At 71.2% G+C, this 24,150-nt stretch carries 25 protein-coding genes; 7 read left to right on the plus strand and 18 right to left on the minus strand.

Annotated features, from left to right (window positions below; all coding sequences use genetic code 11):
* Both VIP82_RS11830 and VIP82_RS11835 read left to right on the plus strand, forming a co-directional pair.
* Positions 1-373 (plus strand): cupin domain-containing protein (locus tag VIP82_RS11830; RefSeq protein ID WP_331908776.1); only part of this gene is annotated, 373 nt, incomplete at its 5' end.
* Positions 374-410: 37 nt separating this feature from the next.
* A complete protein-coding gene (locus tag VIP82_RS11835; RefSeq protein ID WP_331908778.1) occupies positions 411-1,112 on the plus strand; it encodes a class I SAM-dependent methyltransferase in 702 nt (233 codons plus the stop codon).
* A 151-nt stretch (positions 1,113-1,263) separates the two neighbouring features.
* Here VIP82_RS11835 and VIP82_RS11840 read toward each other — a convergent pair whose 3' ends face one another.
* The 7 genes from VIP82_RS11840 to VIP82_RS11870 form a co-directional block, all read right to left on the minus strand.
* Positions 1,264-2,007 carry a sulfite exporter TauE/SafE family protein gene (locus tag VIP82_RS11840; protein ID WP_331908780.1) on the minus strand — a complete coding sequence of 248 codons (744 nt, stop codon included), beginning with the start codon at positions 2,005-2,007 and terminating at the stop codon, positions 1,264-1,266.
* A gap of 1 nt (position 2,008) precedes the next feature.
* On the minus strand, positions 2,009-3,007 hold the full coding sequence (gene cofD, locus VIP82_RS11845; RefSeq protein WP_331908782.1) for a 2-phospho-L-lactate transferase: 999 nt from the start codon (positions 3,005-3,007) through the stop codon (positions 2,009-2,011).
* A gap of 6 nt (positions 3,008-3,013) precedes the next feature.
* Positions 3,014-3,859, minus strand: coding sequence for a uroporphyrinogen-III synthase (locus tag VIP82_RS11850; RefSeq protein ID WP_331908784.1), 846 nt, complete (start codon positions 3,857-3,859; stop codon positions 3,014-3,016).
* A 184-nt stretch (positions 3,860-4,043) separates the two neighbouring features.
* Entirely contained in the window at positions 4,044-4,328 is a 285-nt protein-coding gene (locus VIP82_RS11855; protein ID WP_331908786.1) for a hypothetical protein, read from the minus strand.
* Positions 4,318-4,719, minus strand: a complete 402-nt coding sequence (locus VIP82_RS11860; protein ID WP_308868961.1) for a phage holin family protein — start codon at positions 4,717-4,719, stop codon at positions 4,318-4,320. Before VIP82_RS11860 ends, VIP82_RS11855 begins: the two co-directional genes overlap by 11 nt.
* Before the next feature lie 4 nt (positions 4,720-4,723).
* The gene (locus VIP82_RS11865; protein ID WP_331908788.1) at positions 4,724-5,113 is read right to left on the minus strand and encodes a hypothetical protein; all 390 of its coding nucleotides are present in this window, start codon (positions 5,111-5,113) and stop codon (positions 4,724-4,726) included.
* Positions 5,114-5,212: 99 nt separating this feature from the next.
* The gene (locus tag VIP82_RS11870) at positions 5,213-6,772 is read right to left on the minus strand and encodes a protoporphyrinogen/coproporphyrinogen oxidase (RefSeq protein ID WP_331908790.1); all 1,560 of its coding nucleotides are present in this window, start codon (positions 6,770-6,772) and stop codon (positions 5,213-5,215) included.
* A gap of 61 nt (positions 6,773-6,833) precedes the next feature.
* Between VIP82_RS11870 and VIP82_RS11875 the strand changes: the two genes are divergently transcribed.
* The 3 genes from VIP82_RS11875 (at position 6,834) to VIP82_RS11885 (ending at position 10,943) form a co-directional block, all read left to right on the plus strand.
* Entirely contained in the window at positions 6,834-7,415 is a 582-nt protein-coding gene (locus tag VIP82_RS11875; protein WP_331908792.1) for an HhH-GPD-type base excision DNA repair protein, read from the plus strand.
* Positions 7,415-7,837 carry a DUF1801 domain-containing protein gene (locus tag VIP82_RS11880; protein ID WP_331908794.1) on the plus strand — a complete coding sequence of 141 codons (423 nt, stop codon included), beginning with the start codon at positions 7,415-7,417 and terminating at the stop codon, positions 7,835-7,837. Before VIP82_RS11875 ends, VIP82_RS11880 begins: the two co-directional genes overlap by 1 nt.
* Before the next feature lie 64 nt (positions 7,838-7,901).
* On the plus strand, positions 7,902-10,943 hold the full coding sequence (locus VIP82_RS11885) for an ATP-binding protein (protein WP_331908796.1): 3,042 nt from the start codon (positions 7,902-7,904) through the stop codon (positions 10,941-10,943).
* 119 nt (positions 10,944-11,062) lie between these two features.
* Here the strand turns inward: VIP82_RS11885 and VIP82_RS11890 are convergent, their stop codons facing one another.
* From VIP82_RS11890 to VIP82_RS11920, 7 genes are all read right to left on the minus strand, one after another.
* The gene (locus tag VIP82_RS11890) at positions 11,063-11,884 is read right to left on the minus strand and encodes an ABC transporter permease (protein WP_331908798.1); all 822 of its coding nucleotides are present in this window, start codon (positions 11,882-11,884) and stop codon (positions 11,063-11,065) included.
* Positions 11,881-12,897 carry an efflux ABC transporter ATPase subunit, DrrA-related gene (locus tag VIP82_RS11895; RefSeq protein ID WP_331908800.1) on the minus strand — a complete coding sequence of 339 codons (1,017 nt, stop codon included), beginning with the start codon at positions 12,895-12,897 and terminating at the stop codon, positions 11,881-11,883. The genes VIP82_RS11890 and VIP82_RS11895 overlap by 4 nt, the downstream gene beginning before the upstream one ends.
* Positions 12,898-13,180: 283 nt before the next feature.
* Positions 13,181-13,708, minus strand: coding sequence for a cytochrome c-type biogenesis protein (locus VIP82_RS11900; protein ID WP_331908802.1), 528 nt, complete (start codon positions 13,706-13,708; stop codon positions 13,181-13,183).
* Between the two features lie 120 nt (positions 13,709-13,828).
* Positions 13,829-14,575, minus strand: coding sequence for a TetR/AcrR family transcriptional regulator (locus VIP82_RS11905; protein WP_331908804.1), 747 nt, complete (start codon positions 14,573-14,575; stop codon positions 13,829-13,831).
* Between the two features lie 83 nt (positions 14,576-14,658).
* Positions 14,659-15,417 carry an SDR family NAD(P)-dependent oxidoreductase gene (locus VIP82_RS11910; RefSeq protein ID WP_331908806.1) on the minus strand — a complete coding sequence of 253 codons (759 nt, stop codon included), beginning with the start codon at positions 15,415-15,417 and terminating at the stop codon, positions 14,659-14,661.
* Between the two features lie 113 nt (positions 15,418-15,530).
* Positions 15,531-16,478: a hypothetical protein gene (locus tag VIP82_RS11915; protein WP_331908808.1), complete on the minus strand. Its 948-nt coding sequence runs from the start codon at positions 16,476-16,478 to the stop codon at positions 15,531-15,533.
* 324 nt (positions 16,479-16,802) lie between these two features.
* Complete coding sequence (locus VIP82_RS11920) at positions 16,803-17,585, minus strand: SDR family NAD(P)-dependent oxidoreductase (RefSeq protein WP_331908810.1); 783 nt, start codon at positions 17,583-17,585, stop codon at positions 16,803-16,805.
* A 62-nt stretch (positions 17,586-17,647) separates the two neighbouring features.
* Here VIP82_RS11920 and VIP82_RS11925 point away from each other — a divergent pair, with 62 nt between their 5' ends.
* Entirely contained in the window at positions 17,648-18,253 is a 606-nt protein-coding gene (locus tag VIP82_RS11925; protein WP_331908812.1) for a TetR/AcrR family transcriptional regulator, read from the plus strand.
* 79 nt (positions 18,254-18,332) lie between these two features.
* Here VIP82_RS11925 and VIP82_RS11930 read toward each other — a convergent pair whose 3' ends face one another.
* The 3 genes from VIP82_RS11930 to VIP82_RS11940 form a co-directional block, all read right to left on the minus strand.
* The gene (locus tag VIP82_RS11930) at positions 18,333-19,718 is read right to left on the minus strand and encodes a glycine--tRNA ligase (RefSeq protein WP_331908822.1); all 1,386 of its coding nucleotides are present in this window, start codon (positions 19,716-19,718) and stop codon (positions 18,333-18,335) included.
* Between the two features lie 69 nt (positions 19,719-19,787).
* Positions 19,788-20,825 (minus strand): hypothetical protein, encoded by a 1,038-nt coding sequence (locus VIP82_RS11935; protein ID WP_331908814.1) that lies wholly within the window; start codon positions 20,823-20,825, stop codon positions 19,788-19,790.
* Positions 20,826-20,833: 8 nt separating this feature from the next.
* A complete protein-coding gene (locus tag VIP82_RS11940; RefSeq protein WP_331908816.1) occupies positions 20,834-22,693 on the minus strand; it encodes a vWA domain-containing protein in 1,860 nt (619 codons plus the stop codon).
* 101 nt (positions 22,694-22,794) lie between these two features.
* On the opposite strand from VIP82_RS11940, the gene VIP82_RS11945 reads away from it, so the two are divergent.
* Positions 22,795-23,505 carry a hypothetical protein gene (locus VIP82_RS11945; protein WP_331908818.1) on the plus strand — a complete coding sequence of 237 codons (711 nt, stop codon included), beginning with the start codon at positions 22,795-22,797 and terminating at the stop codon, positions 23,503-23,505.
* A 61-nt stretch (positions 23,506-23,566) separates the two neighbouring features.
* Here the strand turns inward: VIP82_RS11945 and VIP82_RS11950 are convergent.
* On the minus strand, positions 23,567-24,150 hold a 584-nt coding region (locus VIP82_RS11950), incomplete at its 5' end, for an alpha-hydroxy-acid oxidizing protein (protein WP_331908820.1).

Here is a 24,150-nt window from a genome sequence, read left to right on the forward strand (position 1 = left end):
CGGGTTCCGGCCCGACAGCTCACGCGACGGGCGCCGGGTGGTCGACCACGAGCTGAACCTGCAGTACATCGGCATGACCGCGAACGCGTACGAGCCGGGTGAGGAAGCGGGCTACTGGCACGCGCACTCGCGCCTCGAGGAGGCCTACGTGTTTCTCGCCGGCCGCGGGCAGATGGCACTCGACGACGACATCATCGACGTCGGTCCGGGCACCGTGGTGCGAGTAGGCCAGGGCGTGCTGCGCACGTGGCGCGCGCTGCCCGACAGCCCCGAGCAGCTGCGCTGGCTGTGCATCCGCGCCGGCGGGCGCGAGCTGCCCCAGCTGCCCGACGACAGCCAGCGCGCCCCCGACCGCGCCTCCCCCTGGGCCTGACCCCTCCCCCTGGCCCTTTGGCGGAGGTCAGCCGCGCGTGAACCCGCAGGACGCGAATCCGCAGGACGCCATCCCGAGGGACGGGACCCCGCAGGATGCCAACCCGCAGGATGCCAATCCGCGGGACGCGACGCTCGCCGCGTACGAGCGCGGCGCCCGGCAGTACGCCGAGCGCACGCCGCAGGATCCCTCGCCACTGGTCGACGACCTGGTCGCTCTGGTGCCGCGCGGCGCGCACGTGCTCGAGCTCGGCAGTGCGACCGGGCGGGATGCCGCAGCCCTCGAGTCCGCGGGGCTCGTCGTCCACCGTACCGATGGCGCCACCTCATTCGTCGAGGAACTGCGGGCGGCGGGCCACCCGGCGCGCGTGCTCGACGTCCGCGCCGACGACTACGGCGGGCCGTACGACGCGATCTTCGCGAACGCCGTCCTCTTGCACGTGCCACGGGCCGACCTTCCGATCGTCCTGGCCACGGCGCTGCGCGCGTGTCGCCCGGGCGGCGTCCTCGTCGCGAGCTTCAAGAGGGGGACGGGCGCCGGCTGGTCGGACGCGAAGCTCGACGACCCCCGCCACTTCACCTACTGGGACGAGGAGGGACTGCGCGAAGCGCTGCTCACCGCGGGCTGGCGTCCGGAACGCGTATTCGAGTCGACCCGCGCCGAGTCCGCAGAACGCTGGATCACCGCGATCGCGCGGAGCCCGGTATCCGTCTCCCCGCCGGCTGCCGAGATCATGTGATGTCAGGACCACAGGACGAACGCACGGCGAGTCTCCTGCTTCCGTGACACCACCTGATCCGGTGACGGATGCCGTGCCGGGCGGCGGACTCGCGTACTGGCCGGATCACCCGATCACGGATGCCGCGACCGAGGCCGCGCACCTCAACCCGTCAGCCGACGAGGAGGTACACCGCGCCGACGATGGTGAACGCGATCACGAGCTTCTCGAACACGGACTGCGGCATGCGGTCGGCCAGCCAGCGGCCGAGGAAGGCGGATGCGACGACGAGCGGTACGAGCACGAGATCGAGGAGAAGGCCGGGCACGGTGATGATCCCGATGCCGATGGAGAACGGCACCTTGAAGAGGTTGACGATGGCGAAGAACCACGCCGCCGTGCCGAGGAACGCCTTCACCTCGAAGCGCGCCGCGAGGAAGTACATCGACATCACGGGGCCGGCGGCGTTCGCGACCATCGTGGTGAATCCGCCGAGCGATCCGTAGGTCGCCGCGGCGATGCGGTGGGGTCCGGCGGTGTCGACCTGCGACATGAACCGGCGGCGCAGCAGTGTGATGACGATCACCGCGAGGAGGATGACGCCGATCGACCGCTTGACCCAGAGATCGTCGGCGAACCAGAGGAACACCACGCCCAGCAGCACGCCGACGACGACCGCAGGGGCGAGCCGCAGCAGTGTGCGCCAGTCCGCGTGGCGGCGATACATGGTCACCGCGAACAGGTCGGCGACGATCAGCAGCAGCAGCAGGACCCCGGTCGACTGCTTCGCCGGGAGGACGGCCGCGAAGATCGCGACGGCGATCGTGCCGGCTCCGGGCACGGCGGTCTTCGACAGGCCCACCACGACAGCGCCCACGCCGAGCAGGGCCCACGACCACCACGCCAGCTCGGGCACGTCAGAGAGCTCGATCGTCGGCCAGGCCGGCGGTCAGCGCCGCCTCGCCGAGCGCTGTCTGGCGCGCATCGTCCGTCATCCACAGGGGGCGGACGAGCGAGCGGATGCCGAGCCCGGCGACCTCGTCGGCCGTGACCTCGTCCTCCTCGGCGAGAAGCCACGCGTCGAGCAGCCCGCCGTCCGCGCGCGCACCGTACAGGCCCGCCACCGCGGCGGCGGACGTCTCGACCCCGATCGCGGTGAGGCAGACGTCGGCCATGCCGCGCACGACCTTGCCGCCGATGATGGGCGAGACGCCGACGACCGGCGCCGCGGTCTCGCGGAGCGCCTCACGGATGCCGGGCACGGCGAGGATCGGGCCGATCGACACGACGGGGTTCGAGGGCGCGAGGAGCACGACGTCGGCCGCCGCGATGGCCCCCGTCACGCCGGAGGCCGGAGCGGCGGCCTCGATGCCGGGGTTCTCGAACCGCGCAGGCGTGAGGGTGGCGCGATGGCGCGTCCACCACTCCTGGAAGTGCAGACGTGAGCCGTCTTCGAGAACGACGACGGTGTCGACCTCGGCGTCGGTCATCGGCAGCAGGCGTGCACCGAGGTCCCAGCGGTGCGACATCCGCTCGAGAACCTGCGTGGGGGTGAGGCCGTCGCGCAGCCAGCCGGTGCGGGCGAGATGGGTGCCGAGGTCGAGGTCGCCGAGCGTGAACCAGGGCCACCCGGCGCCCCACTGCTGCAGCTCGTGGTTGACGCGCTCGCTGTCGCCCTGACGCCCCCAGCCGCGTTCGGCATCGTTGACGCCGGCGAGCGCGTAGGTGATCGAGTCGACGTCGGGCTGAAGGCGAACGCCCGAGAGCCACAGGTCGTCACCGGTGTTGACGATCACGGTGAGCGCCGACGCAGTGTCGTCGACCCCGCGTGCGCGCAGCGCTCCGCGGAGGCCCAGCACGAAGCGGGAGCCGCCGACGCCGCCCGCGAGCACGACGATGCGGGGCGTGCCGGTCATCCGACGTCAGCCCCGGTGGTCCATGCCGAGCTGCGGGAGCACGCCGGTGCGGGGTGCGAACTCGTCGGCCGCGTGCGGCAGCGAGAACTTGGCGACCGCGTCGATGAGCGCGTCGACGGTCTGAGCGTCGGCGATGACGTCGACATCCAGACCGGCCCGGCGCGCGTCCTTGGCGGTGCGCGGCCCGATCGCGGCGATGAGGGTGGTGGCGGGAATGTGGGGGAACTGCTCGTGCACCTGCTCGGCCACCGAGCCGCTGGTCACGAGGATGGCGTTGATACGCCCGGATCGGACGTCTTCGGCGATGCGGTCGGTCACCGGAACCCCGACGGTGCGGTAGGCGACGACGCTGCGCACGCGGTGCCCGGCGTCGGTCAGCATACGCGTGAGCACCGGCTTGGCGATCTCGCTGCGGAGGGTGAGGATGTCGCGGGCCTGCGGCTCGAGGCCGATGAGCTGCTCCGCCATGCCGGCTGCGGAGTTGTCGCGCTCGGGCACGAGGTCGACGCGGTAGCCGACGGCGAGAAGCGCTGCCGCGGTGGTCTCACCGACGGCCGCGACCTTCGTGGTCGGGGGGACGACGGCCCGATACGCGTAGAGCACATCGACGGTCGTGGCGCTCGTGACGGTGAGCCAGTCGAACTTGCCGGCCGCCAGGTCGGCGAGCGCCTGCTCGAGCGTGGCCTGGTCGTTGGTGGGCGCGAAGTTGATGAGGGGGGCGATGACCGGCGTCGCGCCCTGACGGCGAAGAGTGGCCGCGACACCGTCACCCCAAGGGCCGCCCCGGGGGACGAGAACGCGCCAGCCGGTCAATGGTTTGACGGACTGGTGCTGAGCTGAGGCGGTGTTCATAAGGGGGTCGACTCTCGATGGTGCTCAGTCGGCCGCTCACCACGTTCGAGCAGCCGATGCGCGATTCGAATCGGGTTCGCGCGATCGGCAGCATACGCACCGTTGCACTGCCTTGCCTCCCGAGCATACCCCTCATCCCGGAAGCAGTGCCCCTCCCCTGTGGAGAGCACGGCACGCGGCGGGGTCAGCGGGTGTACAGGCGGACGAAACCCCAGACGGCGGCACCGATCGCGACGGCACCCACGATGACCGCTGCGGCGGCGAGCGCGGGGTTGCGGCGCTGGAAGGCGCGAGCCTGCTCGACGCCGTCATCCACGGCCCGGCCCACGCGTCGTGGCACGTTGGCCTTCTCTTCGATCGCGGCCAGCGCAGCCTTCAGCTCTGTGCGCGCCTGCACGACAGGATCGCTGATGCCGAGCGGAACGGCGGTGTGGGGCACGGGCACGGGCACGACGGCGTCAGAGCTCATCGCGCACCTCCTTCACATCCAGGGCGATCGACTGCACGGGGTTCTGACGCTCGCCGATCTTCTTGAAGCGGAGGATGCCGAGCCAGGCCAGCACCGCCGTGATGACGAGCATCGCGAAGAAGACGACGAGCGCCGACAGCCATACCGGCCACCATGACGACAGGCCTGCGATCACGAAGGTGCCGAGGACGGGCACCGACCAGAACAGGACGAACAGGGCGGCGAACGCCCACAGCGCACCCCACCCGCCGTCCTTCGCGGTGCGGGAGAGCCACGCCTTGGCAGCGTCGATCTCCGCGATGACGAGGTTGCGGATCAGCTCCGGGATCTCGCCGATCAGGGTGAGCAGGCTGTCGTCCGCGCGGTCGCGGAAGCCACGCGGCGTGGTCATCACGTCAGGCCCCGCCGCGGCCGTTCTCCGACGCGTCGTCGATCGCGTCGTCGACGGCGTCCTTCACCGCCTTCGCCGAGGTCTGGGCCGCCTTCTCCACGTCGTCGGCCGATTCCTCGCCGACCTTGAGGGCGGCGTCGAGCTTCTGCCCGGGCGTGCCCTTCGCTCCGGCGGCCTGGGTGACCTTGACCGCCGAGTCCCACAGCGTCGACGGCAGCGCCATCGCCTGCGACTTGGCGAAGTCCTTCACCTTGTCGACCTGCGCCTTCACGGGCTCGGCGTTCCACACCTTCAGCCACTGCGCCTTGATCTGCTCGTACCGCTCTCGGCCCGCCCGCGTACCGAGGACGTACCCGATCGCAAGTCCGACGGCCAGTCCTGCTTTGCCCTTCATGAGGTCTCCTCACGCTCGGTGTGCACCTGACGACCCTCCCAGGGTAGCCCTGTATGCCGATCCCGGCATCCACCCTTGACACCGGTCGTCGCGGCGTGCTCACTCCGTCGCAGCCGCGCCCCACAGCACCTGGCGGCGCATCCGGTCGGTCTCCTCGCGCGCGTCGGCGACGACCTGGGCCAGCCCGCTTCCCGAGAGCCACCCACCGACCGCCGCCAGGCCGTGCGCACGCTCGACCGCGGCGCGCACGCCGGCCGTGCGATCGCGGTGCCCGAGGGCGGATGCGGGCGGGGCGAGGGTGAACGCGTCACGGTGCGCGCCCACGATCCGCCCCGCGAGAGCGACACCGAGGAGGACGGATGCCTCCGCCACGGCCAGGGCGGCGGCATCGGCGTCGGCCAGTGCTGCAGTGGCGGGCACGACTCCGGGTGCGCCGAACGCGACGCGGAGGACGTGGCGGCCGGGCCCGGTCTCACGGGCGAGCCACTCCCAGCGCACGGTCTCGTGCACGAGCCCCGTCGCTCCGCGCGCAACGGGCACGGCGTGCACGTGCGCGCCGCGCGGGGCGGCGTCGAGCTCGGGGGCGTCGACGACGAGCGTCACCACCTCGCGGGGGATGCCCGCGGGCGGCTCGTCGGCGAATTCCGCGGCGCCGAGCGCGTGGGCCAGGAGTGCGCGCGCGGCGGCTTCGTCCGTCGCGATCACGACGGCGTCGGCCGGGAAGTCGGCAGGAAGGCCGGCATCCGCCTCGCCACTCGTCGCGGCCGAGCTCGCCCGGGCTTCCAGGGCGACCGTCCACGTCTCGCCGGTGCGCACGAGGCCCGCCGCCCGCGCGTCCGTGTGGACGACGACACCGCGCTCTGCGAGCCGTTCCGCCAGAGCGGCCACGAGCTGCGGCATCCCGCCGTCCAGCCCTTCGATCGCCGCACCGGGCGCACCCACGCGGACGTCGGCGACGGCGCCGCCCAGCCAGCCGGTGCGGGTGAGTGCGTTGCTCAGCCCAGGCGCCGCGATCTCGACGTCGACGTCGTCGGGGTCGAGGCCGAAGCGGTCCACAGTAAGAGGTGCGACGAGACGGTCCCGGACTTTAGCGCCCATGCGGCTCTGCACGAGGCGGCCGAGGCTGCGCTGCGCGCCGATCGTCAGCGGCGGGCGCAGGCGATCGAGGTAGGCGCGCCACGTGCCGTCCCAGCCGATCAGGCGGCGCACGTCCTCGTCCCACGGATTGGCCGGGATGCCGAGCACCTGCTCCGTCGGCAGCGGCGCGGCACCGCCCTTCGCCAGACCGGCGACCCACTCGCGATCGTCACGCGGCGTCACGATGGGGGCGTTCGGCAGCACCTCGTCGACGAGCCGCCGCACGGCGCCGCCGCGGGTGGACCAGCAGGTGACGCCGGTCTCGAGATCGTGGCCGCCGATGCGGGCCGAGCCGATCGTGCCGCCGAGGCGATCGGATGCCTCCACCAGCGTGACGGCCATGCCGACCTTGGCGCACTCCCAGGCGGCGACGAGCCCGGCGATGCCCCCACCGATCACCACCACGCGGGTGTGGCGTGCGTGGTCCACGAGGTCCTGGAGCGGTTCGGCGGCGGCGCCCGCACGCCCGGAGGCTCGAGGCGGCGCGCCGGCGGCGTCTGGAGAGGGCGTGGGGACGGTCACGGCATCCATCCTCCCATTCACGCTCTGCCGCGCCGGGGGCCGCGGGTGCGAGACTGGGGCGATGACGCTCCACATCACGGGCGACGACGACGCCGATCGCCTGCTGACCGACGACCCGCTCGCCCTCCTCATCGGCATGCTGCTCGATCAGCAGGTCGCGATGGAGACGGCGTTCGCCGGTCCGCTGAAGATCTCGGAACGAGCGGGAACGCTGGATGCCGCAGCCCTGGCGAGCTTCGATCCGGAGGCGTTCGCCGCGCTGTTCTCGGCCACGCCCGCCGTGCACCGGTTCCCGGGTTCGATGGCCGCCCGGGTACAGGCGCTGTGCGCGGCGGTCGGTCGGGACTGGGACGGCGACGCCGCGGCGATCTGGACGCGCGACGAGCCGGACGGCGCCACGGTCCTCAAGCGCCTCAAGGCCCTGCCGGGCTTCGGGGAGCAGAAGGCGAAGATCTTCCTGGCGCTGCTGGGCAAGCAGTACGGGTTCACCGGCGACGGATGGCGCGAGGCGTCGGCACCCTATGGCGAGGACGGTTCGTTCCGCAGCGTCGCCGACATCGTCTCGCCGGAGTCGCTGACGAAGGTGCGCGAGCACAAGCGGGCGATGAAAGCAGCCGCCAAATCGGGTGGCGGAGGCGTCTGATGAAGAAGACCGGCGGTGAGGTCGACGAGTTCCTCGCGGCCGTGACCTCGCCGAAGCGGCGCCGGGATGCCGCGACGATGGTCGCCCTCATGCGCGATGTCACCGGCCGCGAGCCCGAGCTGTGGGGCACGATCGTGGGCTTCGGATCGTGCCATTACCACTACCCCACCGGCACCGAAGGGGACGCCCCCATCAGCGCGTTCGCCCCGCGCCGCCAGGCGACCACGGTCTACCTGCTCGATGCCGGGGCCCACGGCGAGCGGCTGGCGAGGCTGGGCCCCCACGAGATCGGTGCCGGGTGCCTGTACCTCAAGGACCTCGAGGCGATCGACGCCGAGGTGCTGCGAGAGATCGTGGCCGAGGACTACCGGCGTGTGATCGACGGAGATACCGGCTCCGCGACGCTCACCGTCACCGGCTGACGCTCCCCGCCTGCCCCGATCGCGATCCGCGGGACCGGCGGCGTCGGGTCCTAAGGTTGACGACGTGCGGCTGAGGTTCTTCGGTGGACTCGAGGCGGAGGCGGACGACGCCCCCGTCGAGATCCGCGGTCGCGGCCAGGAGGCTCTCCTCTTCCGCCTCGCGCTCGACGCGGGCACGACCGTCGCGTACCGCTCACTCGCCGAGGACGTGTGGCCGGACGACCTGCCCGACGACCCGCGCGCGTCGCTGCAGTCGCTGGCCTCTCGCCTGCGCCGGGTCGTCCCCGCGGGCACGCTGGAAGCGGTGCCGGGCGGGTATCGGCTGGCGATCGCGCGCGAAGACGTGGACATCGCGCTGTTCCAGGACCTTGTCGCTCGCGCCCGGCACGCCGAGGACCCGGCGGCTGCCGTGGCGGACGCACGTGCTGCGCTCGCGCTGTGGCGCGGGGAGCCCTGGACGCCGGGCGACGGCTTCGACTGGGTGGTCCGCGATCTACTGGAGGATCGCGCGCACGCCGAGCGGATCGCCGGGGACGGAGCCGCGGCCGGCGCCGGGCACCAGTCGCCCGCACTCGCAGCGACCGCGGTTACGACTCCCGCGGTCGCGGCAGCAGCGACCGTTCCGGCGAGCCTCACCCCGCTCATCGGACGCACCCGCGAACTGGAGCTCATCGACTCCCAGTTGCGCGCGGAACGCCTCGTCACCCTCATCGGACCCGGCGGCGCAGGCAAGACCACACTCGCGTTCGAGACCGCACGCCGCACACCCGGCTCGATCGTCGTGGAGCTCGCCCCCGCCGCGCCGGGCGAAGTGTGGGCCGCCGTCGCGGGAGCCGTCGGCCGCAGCATCCGTGTCGGTGAACTTGTGTCGACGAGCGCCCGCGACCGGGTGGCCGAGGCGCTCGCCGGAAGGTCGGTGCTGGTCGTGCTCGACAACTGCGAGCACGTCTCGGCCGAGGCCGCGGGCGTCGCACTCGATCTGCTCGGCAGCGCGCCGGGATCCCGCATCCTCGCGACCAGCCGCGAGCCCCTGGGACTCGCCGGCGAGGCGTTCGTCGATCTCGGCCCGCTCCCGGGCGACGACGCCCGCGAGCTTTTCACCCGCCGCGTCCGGGCGGCCCGAGGCACTCCGCCCGGAGGCGACGAAGCGGCCGCGGTCGAACGGATCGTCAGCCGGCTCGACGGCCTGCCGCTGGCGCTCGAACTCGCGGCGGCGAAGTCCCGCACGCTCACGATCGCCGAGATCGACAGGGGGCTCGACGACCGTTTCGCCCTCCTCGCCACGGGTCCGCGTGCCCTCGAGGCACGTCATCAGACCCTTCGAGCCCTCATCGACTGGAGCTGGGAGACCCTGACGGATGCCGAGCGCACGGCCCTGCGTGCCGCTGCGGTGTTCCCCGACGGCATCGACGCGCGGGATGTGCCGACGGTGGCCGCCGCGTTCGAGGTCGACGGCGAATCGTTCGAGACCCTCGTCGACAAGTCTCTGCTGCGGAGGGCGGAGGGGCGCTTGCGGATGCTCGAGACCGTGCGCGAGTACGGCATCGACCGGCTGCGCACCGAAGGTCGCGAGGCGGAGTTCCGCGCGAGGGAGGCGCGGGCGATGAGCGAGCTCGCCGCTCGTCAGGATGCGCTGCTCCGGGGCCCGCGCGTGCGTGAAGGGCTCGCCTGGTTCGACGCCGACGAGGAGAACCTCAGCGCAGCGCTACGGACGTGCGCCGAGCAGCCGGGCCTCGAGGATGTCGGCATCCGGCTGGTGCGCGCGTGCTTCTGGACCTGGATCATGCGCGAGCGCTTCACCGAGCTGCAGTCCGGCATCGGCCGGTTCGGTGAGGCTGCCGCGGCGCTCGACTCCGAGCCCGCCGTGGTCGTGCGGGCGATCGCACTCCTCGGCCTCGCTTTCGCACCCGACGGCGGGGAGCCGGCCCCTGCTCCCGTCCCGTCGGCGGCGTCCGACGACGGCGGTGAGAGAGACGCGGCCACCCGAGGCACGCGCACTCCGGCCGAGGACGCGGCCGCACGGCGGGGCGAGCCGACACCGAGCGGTATCGCGCGTCTCGAGAGGGAGGCTCCGGCCGTCGTCGCAGCCGCAGCCGTGCACAGCAGCGAGCTCTCGGCCGCCGTGCCTCCACTCCTCCGCGGGCTCCTCGAAGATGCGCGGCAGCACGTGCCCGGCGCCCCCTGGACGCGCAGCTTCACGATCCGCGACGACGGTCTGGAGGACGCCCCCGCGTGGACGCACGCGTTCCTGAGCATGATTCGCTCGGCGCTCGCGCAGAACACCGGCGACACCCGGACCCTGGGCGCCGAGAGCGACAGGGCGCTGTCGATGTTCCTCGAGCTCGGCGACGTGTGGGGCACCGCGTTCGCGAGTCAGATGCGCTCCGAGTGGCTGCAGCTGGCGGGGCGGCTCGAGGAGGCCCTCGCCGTCGCCGACGCATCTACCGAGGGGCTCGCCGGGCTCACCTCGACCACCGACCTCGTTCAGCAGCGCTCGCAGAGCATCGGCCTGCTGCTGCGCCTCGGCCGTATCGAAGAGGCGCGCGAACGGCTCACCGGCAGCCGCGAGCTCGCCCGCTCGTTCGAGTCGCCGCGCGCGCTCGCGCAGACCGAGATGGATGCCGCGATGATCGAGATCGCCGTCGGAGACGGCGCCGAGGCGCTGCGCCACCTCGACACGATCGACGCCCAGATGCTGCCGGCGTTCCCCGACCAGTTGACCGCCTGGTCGCAGTCGCGCCGTGCGCAGGCGCTGCTGCTGGAGGGGCGTGCCGACGAGGCGCACGACGCCCTGCGACGGGCCTATCCCTCGGCCGCGCGGAGCGGCGACCACCCCATCGTCTCGGATGTCGCCGTGTCGATCGCCGGGTGGCTCGCCGTGACCGGGAGGGATGCCGGGGCCCGGCGCGCGCTCGTCGCGGCGGCGCGCCTGCGGGGCGGGGTCGACGCCTCCGATCCGTTCCTCCGCGTCATGCGCGCCCGGTTCGAGAACGACGCCCTCCTGCCGGGCGCTACGGCCGGCGCCGAACCGAACTCCGATGGCGTCGGCGAGCTCGACTCCGACGGCGCCGACGAGCTCGCCGTGCTGGCCGCGCTCCTGGGCTGACCGGAGGGCAGCGCTCCCGGGCTGACCGGACCGCGAACCCGGACCGCCGACGCACGAAGGAGCCGGGGCGGCTGATGCCACCCCGGCTCCTCGTCACCGCCGCGAGGGGCGGCATCCGATCATGCCTTGCGCATGTAGGCGCGCACCGTGAGCGGTGCGAACACGGCCACGATCACGGCCGCTCCGAGCAGCGCGGTGAAGACGTCCGTGGTGACCGCGCCCTCGTTGACCAGGCCGCGCACCGCGGTGACCAGGTGCGAGACCGGGTTGATGTCGACGAACCACTGCAGCCAGTCGGGCATGGTGTCGGCGGGCACGAAGGCGTTCGAGAGGAACGTCAGCGGGAACAGGATGAGCATCGAGATGCCCTGCACGCTCGACGCGGTGCGCGCGATGACGCCGAAGAAGGCGAAGATCCAGCTCATCGCCCACGAGCACGCGATCACGAGCAGACCGGCAGCGATGACGCCGCCGAGTCCGCCGCCGGGACGGAAGCCCATGATGAAGCCCATCGTGAAGGTGAGCGTCGTGGCGATGGTGTAGCGCAGCGTGTCGGCCAGCAGGGCGCCCGACAGCGGCGCGATGCGCGCGATCGGGAGCGAGCGGAACCGGTCGAACACGCCCTTGTCCATGTCTTCGCGCAGCTGCACGCCGGTGACGACGGAGGTCGTGATGACGGTCTGCACGAGGATGCCCGGGATGATGATCGGCAGGTAGCTCTGCACGTCGCCGGCGATCGCGCCGCCGAAGATGTACGTGAACATCAGCGTGAAGATGATGGGCTGCACCGTCACGTCGATGAGCTGCTCGGGTGTGCGGCGGATCTTGAGGATGCCGCGCCATGCCATGGTCAGCGTGTTGCGGACCGTGAGCCCGAGGCCTGCCCGGTTGGAGAGGTGCCGGTCGGCGACCGGCACGATGGGGGTCGCGATGGCGGTCATGCGCGCACTCCTTCGATCTCATCGGCCGTCGCGTGGGCGGCCTCGTCGTCATCCGGCACGCCCTTGCCGGTCAGGGTGAGGAACACCTCGTCGAGCGTCGGCTGCTGGACGCTCAGCTCTTCGAGGTGCAGCCCCGCCTCGCGGAAGGCCACGAGGAGGTCGGCCACGCGGTCGGGGTCGCTCATCGGCACGGTGAGGCGGGCGGCCTCGGGCGAGACGATCGCCGGGACGCCGAGCACGCGCACGATCTCGCGCTGGGCGTCGTCGATGTCGGAGCCGGGGCGCAGCCGCAGCAGCAGCGACGCCTGCCCGACCGACGACTTCAGCTCGAGAGCGGTGCCCTCGGCGACCACCGTGCCGCGGTCGATGACCGCGATGCGGTCGGCGAGCTGATCGGCCTCGTCGAGGTACTGCGTCGTCAGCAGCACCGTCGAGCCGGTCGCGACCAGACGGCGGATGGTGTCCCACATCTGCCCGCGCGTGCGAGGGTCGAGGCCCGTGGTCGGCTCGTCGAGGAAGATGAGCGGCGGCTGGGCGATGAGGGATGCCGCGAGGTCGAGGCGGCGGCGCATGCCGCCGGAGAACTTGGCCAGCGGACGGGTGGCGGCCTCGGTGAGCGAGAACTCCTCGAGCAGCTCGGTCGCCTTGCGCTTCGCGTCGACGCGCGACAGCCCGAGGAGCCGCCCGAAGATGACGAGGTTCTCGGTGGCCGAGAGGGTCTCGTCGACGGATGCGAACTGGCCGGTGAGGCCGATGAGCTGCCGCACGATCTGCGGGGCGCGCACGACGTCGTAGCCGAAGATCTCGGCCCGGCCGGCGTCGGGACGCAGCAGCGTCGCGAGCATGCTGATGGTGGTGGTCTTGCCCGCGCCGTTGGGGCCGAGCACACCGTAGACGGTGCCGGCCTCGACAGTCAGGTCGACGCCGTCGACCGCACGGTTGCTGCCGAAGCTCTTGACGAGCCCTTCGGCGCGGACCGCGGGGGTGCGGGATGCGGAACTGGTGATGGTCATGGGATACGCCTTTCGACTTCACCCAGAGTGCGCCCCGCCCACTGTCACGCCCCTGCCATGCCCGATCCCTCGCTGTCATCGCGCTGTCACGGCGCTGTCGGGCGCTCTGCAGGCGATGGTCCCTCATCGTCCGAACGGCAGCCGGCTACGCCGATCATGTCGTGGGTGTGAGCGGCGAACAATCGGTCTGCTGGGTCAGGCGACGGCGAGGTTCAAAAGCCCGGTCACGCTCCACACCAGCCTCGCCTCACTGATGGAGGGTTTACGCCCGACAAACCCGCGATCAGTGGGTGAGGGGTTCCGCCGGCCCCCGCTTCGATCGTCGACGCCCGATCGCCCACGCGATCAGCGGCGCACCCACGACGGTCGGCAGAACCCAGAGCACCCACGTCGGTAGCAGGCTCCAGACCGGGAGGGCGGGTCCGTTGTCGACGTAGAACGCAGTGAGCAGGGCGACGTACGAGACGCCCATCGCAAGGATGTGCCACGTATCCGATCCGTGGCGACGCCGGTTCAGGAAGCCGAGGCCCGTCGCCCCCAACGCGATCAGCCCCATGACCGCGAGGTGATTGTCCAGCGGCCATCGGATAACAGCCATGACGGCCATGGTTGCGAACACCACCGCGATACCGCCGACGTAGACGCGACCGAAGGCCATGTGGATTCGACCGCCCTTCCGGCTGACCATCGCGACGATGCCGGACACTACGCAGGTGAGTCCGGCGATGATGTGCACGCCGACGGCCACCAAGAACACCGGACCTTCGTCCGGGATTGGGATGCCGAAGACGTCGACATCGAGTCCGCTCACGCGCTCAGTATGCGCCGACGAGCCGGTGGTCGACAGGGTGCGCCGAGGGTAGTTGATGGGGTTGGCCGCCCCGCGCGCTGCGTTCCCGGCGCACCGGGAGAGGTCTGCATGCGAGCAGCCTCAGGACCGTTGGTCGACGTACTCGGAGACGCCGTCGAGCAGCCGGGCGAGGCCGAAGTCGAAGTTGTCGAACGAGTCGTCAGTGAGCGCACCGCTCTCGAGAGTGGCGTGGAGATTGGGGAATCGCCCCGGGGTGACGAGCCTGCCGAGCAATCTCGCCTCGGAGAGTACGACACTGGAGACGTGGTCTCCGGTCGCGTCGGCACGGTCGGTGTAACCTCGCTCGACGAGTGCACGAAACCTGGCATGGCCGCTGACCTGCAGCACGACCGCGAGCCGCTCCTCGCGGGTCAGGGCTACGTCCGCGAGAGCTGCGAGCCCTGCTTCGATCCAGGCAAGGTTGTTCGGGGTGCTCGCAATACCCGTGATAGTGATGTCCAGCATCCACGGGTGCCGTCGGTATACATTGCCGGATGCTGCGGCATAAGACTCAAGACCCGCCCGCCAGCCTTTCGCCTGGGCGATCGACGCGGGCGGAGGACCCATGCCCTGTTCCTGGAGAAGTAGCAGGAGGGTGTCCTTCGAGGCCACGTATCGGTACAGCGACATCGCGGTGAGTCCGAGGGCCTGAGCGAGCGCCGGCATCGTCACCGCATCGATGCCTCCGGTATCGGCGAGTTCAACGGCCGCATCGAGCACCTGGTCGAGGCTGAACTCCCGCTTCGGTCCACGCTGCGGCGACGGCACTGCGCCCCACGCCAACGCGATAGCCCTGGGCAGTTCCGCACTCGCCGCCTCATCGATCACTGCCGCCCCTTCCGCTCGATCCAAGTCAGCCTAGGCGCCCCGGTCGGTGTGCATCACGCGTCGGCCCGGGCACCACGCGTTCGTCAGGCCGCCGACCAACCGCCGTCCGAAGGGAGGATGACGCCGTTGATATTGGCCGCCTCGTCACTCGCGAGCCACGCCACCGTCGCCGCGATCTGCTCAGCGGAGGCGGGCGGTGTCATCGTGGCCTGCAGCACCGGGCCTGTTCGCGCTGCACCGTAGTCGGATCGCCACGACACGTCGAGCGCTGTGACGACCGCTCCCGGGGCAACGGCATTCGTGCGGATTCCGCTTGGTCCGTACATGAACGCACTGCTCTTCGTCAGTCCGGCGACGGCGTGCTTGGACGCCGTGTATGCGGCGCCGCCCACCGACCCTCGAAAAGATGCCTCGGAGGCGATGTTGACGATCGCTCCAGCTCCGCGCTCGCGCATGAGTGGGATGACTGCTCGCGTCGTACGGAGCGCGGCGGTCACATTGACGTCGAATACTCGCTGCCACGTCGCATCGTCAACCTCGTCGGCGGGGAGTACGCCGTCCATGATGCCCGCGATGTTGGCCAGGATGTCGACGCTGCCTGCAGCAGCGTCGATGATGTCGCGAACGGTCTCCTCTCGGGTCACGTCTCCGACGACCGCACGCACATCGAAGCCCGTCAGGTCTCTCTTCAGTTCACTCAGTCGGTCCGCCGCAATGTCCGAGGCGATCACCGTGCCGCCCTCGGTGGCGAAGATCAGTGCGGCGACGCGGCCGATGCCTGAGCCGGCGCCGGTCACGATGGCGGTCCGGCCGTGAAAGCGGCGTGTCGGGAACTCGGTCATCTCTTACTCCTCGCAGGTACTAACTCGTAGGGACATAAACAGTATATGAGCATACTGGTTACTTCCACCCGTGCCCGGGTCGAGCCGCTCGGACAGCCCGATCGACCGACCGATCAGAGCTTGCGCGTACGGGTGCGCCCATGCTGCGCAGGCGTCGCGGCGGGCGCCGTCTCGCTGCTTCGACGAAGGACCGCCAACCCGAAGAGGACGGCGGCCGGGGTGGCGAGAGCCGCGAGTACGAGGAGAGGGACAGACAGGACGGCGTCGTGTGCGAGGAGCAACAGGATGGGGCCCTGCACAGCCGCCGTGCAGCATCCGACCCACACCGTGAGCCAGGCCAGAACCGGCGGAGCGGCCAGCAGCCGGGGCAACAGTGGCGTGATCAGCCCCACGAGCGTGAGCAGCGCGATCACAACAAGCACCATCCGCTGGGCGATCGACTGCCAGCCATCGAGGCCGGCGGTACCGGGCGCCGGGAAAGCCCAGAACAGCATCCCCAACGCGAACGGCACCATACCCGCGATCGCAGCCAGCATGATCCAGCGCTCACGAGGCGGCTTAGGGCCGCTGGCGATCACCGTGCTCCAACGCCGTCCTACGTAGTCGACGAACAGCACGGACAGAGCGATGCCGAAGACAGCGAAGCCGCCGTACACGACCGAGAACACCGGCCCCTCGAGGTTGCCCTCACCACCGGTACTCACGTTGCCGTCGACCAAAGTCTGCAGGAGCACTCCGAACGGCAAGCCGAGCGCGATCGGTGCAAGCGCGCCGGTCGCTCCTGCAGCCGGGAGCACGAGAACCCACCACGACAGGCGCATGCCCCAGTCCTGCACGAGCGCGAGCACCACAGCGATACCCACTCCGACGGCGAGGATCGTGATGCCGTTGCCGATCTCCATGCGGGCGTCCTGCATGTGACCGTAGCCAGAGCCCGGCACCATTCCGATTCGAGAGTCAGCCAACCACAGCACCTTCAGCACCGTGTAGGGCAGCAACGCCGCAATTGCTATCGCCGCGATCGCGCTGCGCGTCCGCGATGCCAGATGCCCACCGAGCATGGGAGTTCCTCTTGTGGTGTGTCCTGAATCGCCACCGTAACCCGCGGCCGCCGCCGCGGTGAGGGGGCTATCCCCCGTAGACGCTGGGTCAGCGGCCGCTGCTTCCGGCGCCGACCGCATCGTGATGAGAGAGCCACCAGAGACTGAGACACCCGGCCGGCAGCGGCCTGGGGCCAGGCTTCTGGTGTAGCAGCGGCTGGCGTGAGGGTGTGCCCGCAGCTGGGGCACTGCCACCCTCCGCGGATATCCCGCATCGGCACGCCGCGCTTCGCGCAGCGACCGCGCGGCTCGCGATTCCCCCGGCCTCCACATCGATCGGGCGGTTCAGCGCAGCACGCGCCCGCTGACCGCCAGTGTGAGCCGCCGCGGCATGAGGCCGGCGAGCTTCGCGCTCACCGCATTCGCCCAGCCCGACACGACGCTCGCGCGCCGACCGCGATCGATCTCGCGCACCGCGAGGCCGACCACCTGCGCCGGCGTCTGGAAGCGCCCCACCGCGGCGTCCTCCGTGCCGACCACGTCGAAGAACTCGGTGCGCGTGGCGCCCGGGCTGAGCGCCAGCACGCGCAGCCCGCTGTCACGGGTCTCGTACGCGAGCGCCTCGGTGAAGCTCAGGACGAAGGCCTTCGTGGCGCCGTACACCGCCATGTTCGGGCAGGGCTGGTAGGCGGCCGTGCTCGCGATGTTCACCAGAGCGCCCCGGCCGTCGGCGACGAGATCCGGGAGGAACTCACGCGTCACCGCGACCAGGTTCGCAACGTTGACCTGCACCATCTCCCCGATGCGGCCGGGATCGGCGTCGGCGAACGTGCCCTTCATGCCGAAGCCGGCGTTGTTGACGAGAGTCTGGACGCGGATCCCGCGCTCGTCGAGCGCCGCGCGGAGGGCGGCGGCGGCATCCGTCCGCGAGAGGTCGAGCGGGATCACGGTCGCCCTGATGCCGTGCGCCGCTTCGAGCCGCTCCGAGAGTTCGCGCAGGCGCTCCTCACGACGGGCGACGAGCACGAGATCGGCGCCGCGTGCGGCGAGCTGCTCGGCGAACTGGGTGCCGAGCCCGGCGCTGGCTCCGGTGATGAGGGCGGTCGTGCCGCGGTACGTGATGGTCATGTCGCCAATGTAGACAGTGCCAGCATTGTTGTCAATGCCAACATCGCGCTAGGGTGGTGAACGTGACCGTGACCGAGCGCTCGTACCACCACGGCAACCTGCGCGCGGCGCTGCTCGACCGTGCATGGGACGTCGTCGATGCCGAGGGCGCGGACGCCCTGTCACTGCGACAGCTGGCCCGCGACCTCGACGTCAGCCACGGGGCATCCGGCCGGCACTTCCGCGACAAGCAGGCCTTGCTCGACGCCGTCGCGGTGCTGGGATTCGCGCGCCTGAACGCGGCGCTGGCCGATGCGGTCGACACCGCGGGGCCGTTCGCAGGCCGCTTCCGCGCCGCCGGCGACGCCTACGTGGGCTTCGCGGTGCGGCATCCGTCGATCCTCCGCACGATGTACTCGGCCAAGCACCACCCGGCCGCGTCGCCCGAGCTCGTCGAGGTCAGCCACGTCGCGATGCCCGCGCTGGTCGCCCTCTTCCGCGCCGCGCAGGACGCCGGGGAGCTGCCTCCCCGCCCCGCCGAGGAGGCCGCGCTGGTCGCATTCGCCGCCGTGCACGGGGTCGCGACGCTCGCCACCGACGATCTCCTCGACGGCGTCCCGTGGGAGGACGCCACAGCCGCGACCATCGCCGCCGTGTGGCGCGGCCTCGCCTCTCCGCCGGTCGGCTGAGCGGGCGTGGCCCCCCCAGCGCGCCGGAGACGACGGATGCCGCGACCCGGCAGGGTCGCGGCATCCGCTGTTCTGCGCGTCAGGCGCCGGCGAGGCGCTCCGCGAGGTAGGCGTGCAGGCCCTCGAGCGGTACGCGCTCCTGGCCCATCGTGTCGCGGTCACGCACCGTGACGGCGCGGTCGTCGAGCGAGTCGAAGTCGACGGTGACGCAGAACGGCGTGCCGATCTCGTCCTGGCGGCGGTACCGGCGGCCGATGGCGCCGGCGTCGTCGAAGTCGATGTTCCACTCGCCGCGGAGGTCTTCCGCCACCTCGCGGGCGATCGGCGAGAGCTGCTCGTTGCGCGACAGCGGCAGCACGGCGGCCTTGACGGGCGCGATGCGCGGGTCGAGCTTGAGCACCGTGCGGGTGTCGGTGCCGCCCTTCGCGTTCGGCGCCTCCTCCTCGTGGTACGCGTCGACGAGGAACGCCATCATCGCGCGCGTCAAACCGAACGAGGGCTCGATGACGTAGGGGATGTACTTCTCGCCCGACGCCTGGTCGAAGTACGACAGGCTCTGGCCCGACGCCTCGCTGTGGCTGCCGAGGTCGTAGTCGGTGCGGTTGGCGACGCCCATGAGCTCGCCCCACTCCTTGCCGGCGAACCCGAAGCGGTACTCGACGTCGATCGTGCCGTCGGAGTAGTGCGCGCGGTCTTCTTCGGGCACGTCGAACCGGCGCATGTTGGCCGGGTCGATGCCGAGGTCGACGAACCAGTCCCAGCACGCCTCGACCCAGTGGTCGAACCACTCCTGCGCGTCGGCGGGCGGCACGAAGAACTCGATCTCCATCTGCTCGAACTCGCGGGTGCGGAAGATGAAGTTGCCCGGCGTGATCTCGTTGCGGAACGCCTTGCCCACCTGGCCGATGCCGAACGGCGGCTTCTTGCGGCTCGCGGTGAGCACGTTCGCGAAGTTCACGAAGATGCCCTGCGCCGTCTCGGGGCGCAGGTAGTACAGGCCGCTCTCGTCGTCGACGACGCCGAGATAGGTCTTCACGAGACCCGAGAACGCCTTGGGCTCGGTGTACTGGCCCTTGGTGCCGCAGTTCGGGCACGGCACGTCGGCGAGGCCGTTCTCGGCCTTGCGCCCCTTGCGGGCCTCGAAGTCCTCGATGAGGTTGTCGGCGCGGAACCGCTTGTGGCACTGCAGGCACTCGACCAGCGGGTCGGTGAAGGTCGCGACGTGACCGGATGCCTCCCACACGCGCTTGGGCAGGATGATCGACGAGTCGAGGCCGACCATATCGCCGCGGCCGCGCACGAACGTCTGCCACCACTGGCGGCGGATGTTCTCCTTGAGCTCGGTGCCGAGGGGACCGTAATCCCACGCCGACCGGGATCCGCCGTAGATCTCACCCGCCTGGAACACGAACCCGCGATGACGGGCGAGGGCGATGACTTTGTCGAGGCGAGACTGCTCGGCCACGGTGGCTCCAATGGTCGGGTGGGGGATGCACGAGGGTGCGGATGCCACGGATCGCGGCATCCGTCGATTCTAGTCGCCGTGCGGCACGGGGCCGGTCTCGCCGTCCGCCCGCTCGAACGCGCGGTCCCAGTCCTGCAGCTCCTTGCGCCGGCCCATCAGCCCGTCGAGCGAGACCTGGAAGTGCAGCCCCCGTCGCGCGTTGACCTGCTTGATGTTCTCGACGAGCTCGGTCGAGAACGACGAGAGCGCGGTGCGCACCTCGCGGACGCGCTCGACCGGGTCGTCCCACAGGTCGGGATGGGTCAGGATGTCGAGCAGATAGTCGCGGTCGAGCGCGCCGGTCAGCTTGCGGAGGGTCTCGCCGTACTCCACCGCCGCCGTGGCGCGCTGGCCCTCCTCGCCCTTGCGGTCCAGGCGGTCGAACAGCTCGGTCGTGTTCTGGGCGATGAGTCCGACCTGCGCGGCGACCTCGCCCGCCTGTGCGACGCCGGCCGAGCCGGCGCGCGCGTACTCGGCGGTCAGCGCCTGCAGGGTCTGCACGTGGGTGCGCACCGGTTCGGGAAGGGCGTGACGGACGGGGGCCGGCCGGCTGCGCCGGCGGGCGCGGAGGACACCCCACAGCGCGCCGCCCGCGGCCACGATAACCACGAGCGACAGCGCGCCACCCACGATGAGGCCGCCGTCGACGCCCGTCGCCGGGGCAGCGGGCGAGTCGGATGCCGCGACCACGCCCGCGACGGTCTCCGCGATCGCCGCGTCGAGCGAGTCGGCTGAACTCTCGGCTTCGTTCGCGATGCGCGCCGCCTCGCCCTTCGGCAGCACGTTCGAGCCGGCAGCCAGGTCGTCGCCCACCGCGACGATGATCGTGTCGTAGCCGGTCTGCGCGGCGAGCTCCCGCACGATCTCGGGACCGGATGCCTCGAGCGCGGCGTTGTCGGAGAACACGGCGACGGCGATCGAGTCGTCGGTCACCTGCGCCTCGAGCGACTGCTGCAGCTGCGCGGCCCCCGGCACCTCGTTCGAGACGAAGACATTGCTCTGGCCGAGTGCCTCCGCGGCCTCGTCGACGTAGACGTCGGAGGCGTCGGCACCGAAGGTCTGAAGCATCCGTGCGCCTAGAAGTTGTTGATCACGGACGCGAACACGAGGTCGATCTTGGCGGCATCCGATGCGTCGAACCACTGCCCGCCGGTCGCCTCTGCGATGCGCTGCAGCGCGGCCGTGTCGGCGCCCTCGCCGTAGGCGATCGGGAAGATCCGCACGGGGGCCTCGTCGCCGCCTTCGCGGGCGGACTCCCCGATCCGGGCGACGAGGGAGTCGAGCGAGATCGACGAGTCGGTGTCCTGGCCGTCCGACAGCAGGACTATCGCGTTGATGCGGCCGGGCTCGGCTCGCGCGATCATCTCGTCGTAGGCCGCGGCGATGGCATCGTAGAGCGGGGTGCCGTCGCGGTGGGCGAACCGCAGATCGTCGAGCGAGGCATCCACCGACTCGCGGTCCGACGCGAGCGGCTCGACATCGCGCAGCACGACGATGTTCTTGCCCGCCTCGGACTCGACGCCCGTCGTGAACGCCCAGACCCCGACCTCGTCGGAGGAGCGGAAGTGCCCGAGCGTGGACTGCGCGCCCTCGATGGCCCCGTCGAGCTTCGAGCGGCCGTCGCCGATCGCCTCATCCATGGAGCCCGAGATGTCGATGACCTCGAGCACCGACGACGGCTTGCGGATCTGCGTCCACTGGTCGATCGCCGCCGACACCACGTCGACGGCGGGCTTCGGAAGCGTCACCGCAGGGCCGGCGGGGTCGACGCCGTACTCGGTCGTGAAGAGCTCGCCGAGGGGTGCCGCGGCATCCAGCGGACGGAAGCCGTAGTCGGGCAGGATCTCCTGGGCCGCGTCGGTCTGCAGGAAGGCGGCGAAGGCCGCGCCCGCGGTGGCCTGCACGTCGGTCACCCAGTCGGCGCCGAGCACGGTGATGGGGTTGTCGGACCACAGCGAGCCGCCCGACGGGTACACCGCGACGAGCTTCTCCTTCGGCGGGGTCAGCGTCTCGCCGGGCTGCACGGTGTGCGAGTCAGGGTTGCCCTGGTTGTAGTTGAGGAGCGAGGTCTCTTCGAGTGCCACGGCCGAGACGTAGCCCGAGCCGCCCGCGCCGTTCTGGGTCTCGTCGTAGAGCCGCGTCAGCACCTTGCCGGTGGTGTCGCCGTAGTGGATGACGCACTCCTCGAATACCCGCGAGAACTCGGCCGCGGCGGCGACGTCGGCCGCCGTCAGGTCGGACGTCTTGCCGGACGCTTCGTAGGACTGCATCAGGATCGCCGAGAGCCCGGTGGTGGAGGTGTTCGGGTTGGTCTTCGAGATCTTGAACGAGCCCCACAGCGGCTTGCCGACGCTCGCCCACCCCTGCGGATCCTGGCAGAGCGCCTCGAAGTCGGCGATGCCGATCTCGGTGCCGGGCCAGCCGAGCGCCTTGGCCATCGTCTCGGGCACCCCGAACACGACCGGCGTGTGCGTGAACGACTCGGGCTCGCCGACGAGGGACGGGGATGCCGCCGCCGCGACCCTGTCGGTCCAGACGGTCGATGCCGGCGACCACATCGTGGGCCAGCGCCTCGCATCGTCGTCGGGCCAGTCGCCGCCCGCCGTGAGGAAGCGCGTCGCGTCGCCGGATGAGACGTTGATCGGCCGCACCGTCGCGCACTCGTCGAGCTGCTCGTGCTGCGGCGACTCCTTGAACGCGTCGGCGAGCGCGTCGAGCATGTTGACCTTCTCCGACGAGGTGGCGACGACCACGCTCGTGCAGCCGTCGTCGGCGAAGTCGCCGTCGCCGAGGTCGCCGCCGTCAGGGTTCGAGCCGAAGCAGCCGGTGAGTGCGACGGCCGAGGCGACCAGCACCACCGCCCCGGCGAGCATTCGCGGTCGAGTCCGGGCGAACGGTGTGCTGTCGGCGGACGAACGCCGCGCTCGTGCAGGCATGGCAGAAGCCTAAGGCTCAGCACCCCGCCCGCACAGACGCACGGCCCCTGCCTCTCTGCGGGGCAGCGGCATAGCCTGGTGGCGTGGATCGGAGGTCGCCCATGGCCGCGCCCGCTCCCCGACGCGACGCGCGCCTGCGGTGGCGGCTCGCCGTCGCGCTGCTGGCCCTCGTCGCGCTCCCGGGATGCACCGGCACGCAGCCCCACGGCGAGGAGCTGTACGCCACCGCCCGCCAGGCGAACCTGCTGTTCAAAGAGGCCGTCGGGGCTGTTCTCGTCCACCTCTCCGACGAGGGCGCGTGGCAGGTGCAGGAATACGGAGACCTGCCCGTCGACTGCCATCCCGGCTACGCGTTCTCCCTGCACCGCACCACGTTCGAGGGCTGGACCCTCGAAGCGGATGCCGTCACGACCGCGGATCGGCTCGCCGGATGGCTGACGGCACGCGGCTGGCAGGCACAGGTTGCGACCTCCTCTTCCGGAGCGGTCACCGCCGACCCTGGTGCGTCACCCGGGGCCTCCGAGCACACCGATCCCGCCGCGCCGCACGACGGTCACGTCGTGGTGGAGGCATCCGGTCCGGATGTCGCCGTCGCCACCCTCGTGATCGAGATCCGCGACGGTGCGGGCTCCGCGGACGCGATCGGCGTGGGAGCGACGACCGAGTGCTTCCACGGGGATGCCGAGGAGCTCACGGCACTGCTCTACCCCGGCTACCCCGACCATCCGGTCGACCATGAGCCGCTCCCCGCGGGCGAGCCGGCCGGTGCGACGCCGATCTTCGGCTTCACCGAGGACGGGCGGCCCCGCTGAGGCAGGGGCCTCAGCCGGGGACGCCATCGTGAGCAGGTGCCGACCTCGCCGCGGACGGCCGCTAGACCGCGCGCAGCGCTTCGCGCCCGACCTCGGCGATCGAGGTGTGCCCCGACAGCCCCAGCGTGATGTCGAGCTCGGCCAGCACGTTGCGCGTCACCTCGCGGACACCTGCCTCTCCCGCGAGTCCGAGGCCGTACGCGTACGGCCGGCCGAGGGCGACGGCGGTCGCACCGAGCGCGAGTGCGATGAAGACATCCGAGCCCTGTCGCACGCCGGAGTCGAACACGATCGGCGCGCGGCCCGCCACCCGCTCGGCGATGGTCGGCAGCACGTCGAGCGTCGGCACGGACTGGTCGATCTGCCGCCCGCCGTGGTTCGAGATCCAGATGCCGTCCATGCCCGCGTCGAGGGCGCGGATGGCGTCGTCGGGATGCACGACGCCCTTCAGGATGACGGGCAGCGATGTCCACTGCCGCACCTTGGCCAGGTCGTCCCACGTGAGGGCGGGTGTCGAGAACACGTCGAGGAAGGTCTCGACCGCAGCGCGCGGCAGCGGTGAGCGCAGGTTCTCGCGCACGCTCTTCGAGCCCGTCAGCGCCGCGCCCTTGCGGGCGATGCGCACGCCGGCGGCGACCGCCCGCG

It is taken from the genome of Microbacterium sp., from assembly GCF_036566905.1.
In the GTDB taxonomy this organism is placed as follows: domain Bacteria; phylum Actinomycetota; class Actinomycetes; order Actinomycetales; family Microbacteriaceae; genus Microbacterium.